This is a genomic window from Frankia sp. CoBUL1, assembly GCF_978021245.1.
In genome coordinates this window covers 1-4347 of record NZ_CDXDOS010000227.1, presented here as the reverse complement: position 1 = coordinate 4347, position 4347 = coordinate 1, and the positions used below count along the sequence as shown (strand labels likewise).

3 protein-coding genes are annotated in these 4347 nt (G+C 73.5%); all 3 read left to right on the top strand.

Features of this window, described 5'->3' with window-relative positions:
• Positions 1-164: 164 nt before the first annotated feature.
• Entirely contained in the window at positions 165-1652 is a 1488-nt protein-coding gene (locus tag AC08OX_RS14340) for a tyrosine-type recombinase/integrase (RefSeq protein ID WP_476608282.1), read from the top strand.
• Entirely contained in the window at positions 1652-3352 is a 1701-nt protein-coding gene (locus tag AC08OX_RS14335) for a hypothetical protein (RefSeq protein ID WP_476608281.1), read from the top strand. The genes AC08OX_RS14340 and AC08OX_RS14335 overlap by 1 nt, the downstream gene beginning before the upstream one ends.
• Positions 3349-4347: hypothetical protein (locus AC08OX_RS14330; protein ID WP_476608280.1), on the top strand; the 999-nt coding region annotated here is incomplete at its 3' end. The genes AC08OX_RS14335 and AC08OX_RS14330, both read left to right, overlap by 4 nt.

Here is a 4347-nt window from a genome sequence, read left to right as displayed (position 1 = left end):
GGCCGGGTGCTGTGGTTCGCATGGCGTAGAGGAGATCTGGCCCGACCTCTGCCCAGCCGATTCTCTCTGCTTTGTGACAGCGTCTCGTTTTCTCGTTTCGGTGGGGCTGGCTGTCTCGTTTGCCCGTTGCGGGGTGGTGTGCGGCGTTCGTAGGGTCGCGCCTCGTGTATCTGACCTTCTTCTCCAGCACGGGCTGGCAGGGCTGGGATCTTGCGGCGGCGCCGACGATTCCTGAGCGGATGCCGGTCCTGGTCGATGACGATCTGCGGTTCGACGACGACGGCGGGGCGGTGCGGCCGGCGGTCGTGGTGAACCGGTGGCTGCGGGAGTTGCCCACGAGCGGGGCGCCGGCGAGCGCGACGTGGGCGGCTTACGCGCGGGTGTTGCGGGACTGGCTCGAGTTCCTCGCCGGCTTGGGGGTCGGGCTGTTCGACGGCCGGGAGGCGTTGAAGCAGGCGCTGGGGACGTATGCGGCGCACCGGGCGGACGGGCCGGTGGCGGCGCGGTTCGCGGCGGCGACGTGGAATCGGCACGTGAGCGTGCTGTCGTGCTTCTACCAGTGGGCGGTGGCCGAGGGGCATGCGGCGGCGGTGCCGTTCAGCTATGCCCGGGGCCGCGCCGGTTTCGCCGGTCCGGCCGGGCCGGTGCGGGTGAACCTGGCGCGGCGGCGAACCCCGAAGGCGCACGTGACGATCAAGTATCTGGAGGCTGACTTCGCCGAGATGTTCGTGCGGGCGCTGGCCGGATTGCGGCCTGACGGGCAGCCGGACGAGGGGTATCGGGGCCGGGAGCTGGAACGTAACGCCGCGATGGCCCGGCTGGCGCTGGCCAGTGGGCTGCGCCGGGCGGAGTTCACCTACCTGCTGGTTCACGAGGTCCCGGCGCTGCCCCGGGCGGTGGGGGACCTGCCGGTGCCGCTGGCGGTGCCGGCGGGAGTGGCCAAGGGACGCAAACCCCGAACGACCTGGGTTGATCATGCCGCGTTGGAGGCGGTGCACCGCTATGTCGGGTTGGACCGGGCCGCGAGCACGGCCGGGTCGTCGTGGCGGCCCCCGGACCGGTGGGGAACGCCGCTGCACGTCAGCGACCCCGACCCGGCCGGCGGGCGGATCAACGGGGTCCGGGTGCGCTGGGCGGGCCTGCGGCCGGCGGAGCGGCGGCGCCTCGTCGGCCCGGACGGCGGGTCGTGCCTGCTGGCGTTGCGCGGGGACGGCGGGCCGTTCACCGCGTGGGACAGCGTGTTCACCCGCGCCTCCGACCGCGTCCGGGAGGCCTTCGAGCCCCGCTTCCCGCATGTGCACCCGCACCGGCTGCGGCATTCGTTCGCGGTCGCCACGTTGGAGAAGCTGGTCGGCGGCTACTACCGGCAGGTCGCGGCGCTGAGCGTGGCGACCGGCCGCGAGGGCGGCCCGGAGGCGGCGTTGGCGTTGTATCTGTCGAAGGCCGACCCGTTGATGGTGCTGCGTGACCTGCTCGGCCACTCCAGCGTGATGACCACCGAGGCGTATCTGCGCCGGTTGGACACCACCCGCATCTACCGGGACGCCTACCAGCGGGCCGGCGCCGAGCACGGCCTGGCGCCCGACCCCGCCGCCCTGCGTGAGGCCGATGCGGAGTTCACCGACACCGACGTGGAGGGGGACGAGTTCTGATGCCCGCCCAGCTGACAGAGGACGGGCTCGGGATCGCCTGCGTGTTCAGCGACGGCCGCCGCCGCGCGTTCGCCGTCGCGGGTGTCACGCCAGCGCCGCTGGCTGCTGATCTGCTGGTCGGGCTGGTCCACCCGCACGGCAGCGTGGACGCGCCGGCCACCGTCGGCTGCTACCTGACCGGCCTGAAGGATCTGGCCGCCTTCGCCCACGGCCGTGGGCTGGCGGGTGGGGCGGCGACGCTGACCCGCGCCGTGCTCGCCGAGTACTGGCTGCGGGCGGGCTGGCTGGCGGAGCTGACGACCCGGCGGATGCTGACCAGCTACGACACGACGACCGGTGCCTTGCTGCCGCCGGTGCGGGAGCTGGCCGGCGGGCGGCTGTTCAACGCCGCGCCGCCGTCGACGCCGCTGGTCCCCTACCCGGCCGAGGACTGGGAACGGCTGCACAAGGCCTGCCGGACGGCGGTTGACGAGGCGTTCGCCCAGCACCGGGTCATGCAGGCGGCGGCGCGCCGCGGCGGCGACCCGCGCGAGCTCGGCTTCAGCCAGGACAATGTTGCCTGGCTGCTGGCCGAACACGGTCCGGCGACCGCGACCGACGTCGCCGCGTATCTGGGCCGGACCAACCGGTGGATCGAGCTGCGCGGCGGGGTCCGCCTGGTCTGCCAGGCGCTCTATCCCGACGTCCACGCGGTGATCGCCTACCGGCTGCTGCTGGGCATCTATACCGGGATCGTCCCTGACGGCATCGCCGACCTCGGCGTGAGCGACCTCGACTGGGCCGGGGACGTCACGGTGCTGCTCGGCTACGTCAAGGGCCGCCGCGCGGCCGAATCGGTCACCCTGCCCGCCAAGGCGGTCCGGCTGCTCGAGCAGTGGCTGGCCCACAGCGCACCCGCCCGGGGCTACGCCCCCGCCGGACTGCGCGGGCATCTGTGGGTGCACCACAACTACTACGCGGCCCGCACCGGCAGCCCGGATCGGTGGTGGACCACGCAGGTTCCCGCGCCGACCCAGCGGGCCTGGGCGGAGCGCCGTGGCCTGATGGTGGACCGGCGCCGCATCCGCACGACCTACCTGTCGTTGCGGGACCGGCGGTCCTGGCACGGCAGTTCCCGGGCGCTGATCGACCCGAACCACAGTCCGGCCGTGGAAGGCGACAGCTACCTCACCGCCGCCACCCCCGCGCAGCGTGACGCGGTGGAGACGGTCATCGCCGAGGCGCAGCAGGACATGCTGCGCCGCGCCCAGCCGCCGGTCGTGCTCGGCGACGCCGACACGGCCGCCGCCGTGGCCGGCTTCCCGCGGCTGGCCGCCGCCGTCGGCGGCGACAACGCCGCGGTGGCGGTGCTGGTCGGCGGCGAGCAAGACATGTTCGCCGCCGCCTGCGCCGACCCGCATGCTGGGCTGCACGGGCCGCCGGGCAAGCCGTGCCCGGCCCGGCCGTGGGTCTGCCTGCTCTGCCCGCTGGCGGTATTCACCCCCCGGCACGCGGCGAACCTGCTCCGGCTGAAAGCGTTCTTCGCCCGCCAGTGGCAGGCCATGCCCTCCGCCCAGTTCATGGCCGTGTTCGGCCCGTATGCCACCCGGATCGACGAGGTACTGGCCCGCTACCCCGCCGACCTGCTGGCCACCGCTGCCGCGTCGGTCACCGACCGGGACGACGACCTGCCGCTACGACCCGAGGAGCGCACCGCGTGACCGGCGCGAACACAGCCGACGCGCTCGACCCCGCCGGGTCCTCGGTGTTCGCCGGTGTCGACGTTTGCCAGGCCGCCGGGCTCACCGTCGTGGCCGGCGGGCAGCGGCCCCGTTTCGACGACGACGTCTGGCTGTTCGGCGACGTCGACGGCGTGCCGGCGCACGTCCACGACTACGAGCTGCGGATGGACTTCACCACGATCACCGACCCGGCCTGGCGGCTGGTCGCCAAGGAGTACCTCCTCGCCCGGCTCGCCCCGACCCTCGACGAGGTGGCGGTCCTCGCGCGCGCCTACCGCACACCGCTGGCGCTGACCAGCTGCCACCAGCGGCTGCGCGCTCTGACCGGCTGGCTGTCCTGGCTGACCGACCAGGACGTCCGCACCCTCGGCGCGGTGACCCAGGAACACTGCGACCGGTATCTGAACCAGCGGCGCAGCCGGCGCGACCCCGACGGGAACCCGGTCAGCCCGCTCGGCGACTACACCATCCGCCTGATCGCCGCGGTCATCATCGAACTCGCCTACTACGCCGAGCTGTTCACCGCCGAGCGCTACCCGCCCGGCTTCCTGCCCTGGTCGGGACGATCAGCCTGGGCGGTGACAGGGGCCAACCCGCCCGGGTCCAACACCACCCCGGTAGTGCACCAGCAGGTGCTACAGCCGATGCTCGCCGCCGCGCTCTACCTCGTCGGCACGCTCGCCGAACCCGTCCTCATGCTGCGCCGCGGGCTGGCGGCTCACAAGGACCAGGCCCGCGCGCTGCCCGGCTCGCATGCCACACCCGCCGCCCTGCGGGCGGTGTTGCGCCACCACGAGTCCACCGGCATCCCGTTGGAGCAGGTCGCCGACCACATCGTGCACGGACGGCTCGCCCGAGGCTGGGCCGCCGACGACCCGCTGCTGGCGGTCAACCTGCACGCGCTGGCCCGCCGCACCGGCCGCGCCAAGATCAGCAACACCACCGTGCAGACGCTGCGCCCGGCGATCGAACAC

Excerpts from the sequence above, each read along its gene's own strand:
- AC08OX_RS14335 (WP_476608281.1), top strand. The coding sequence starts at position 1,652 with ATGCCCGCCCAGCTGACAGAGGACGGGCTCGGGATCGCCTGCGTGTTC.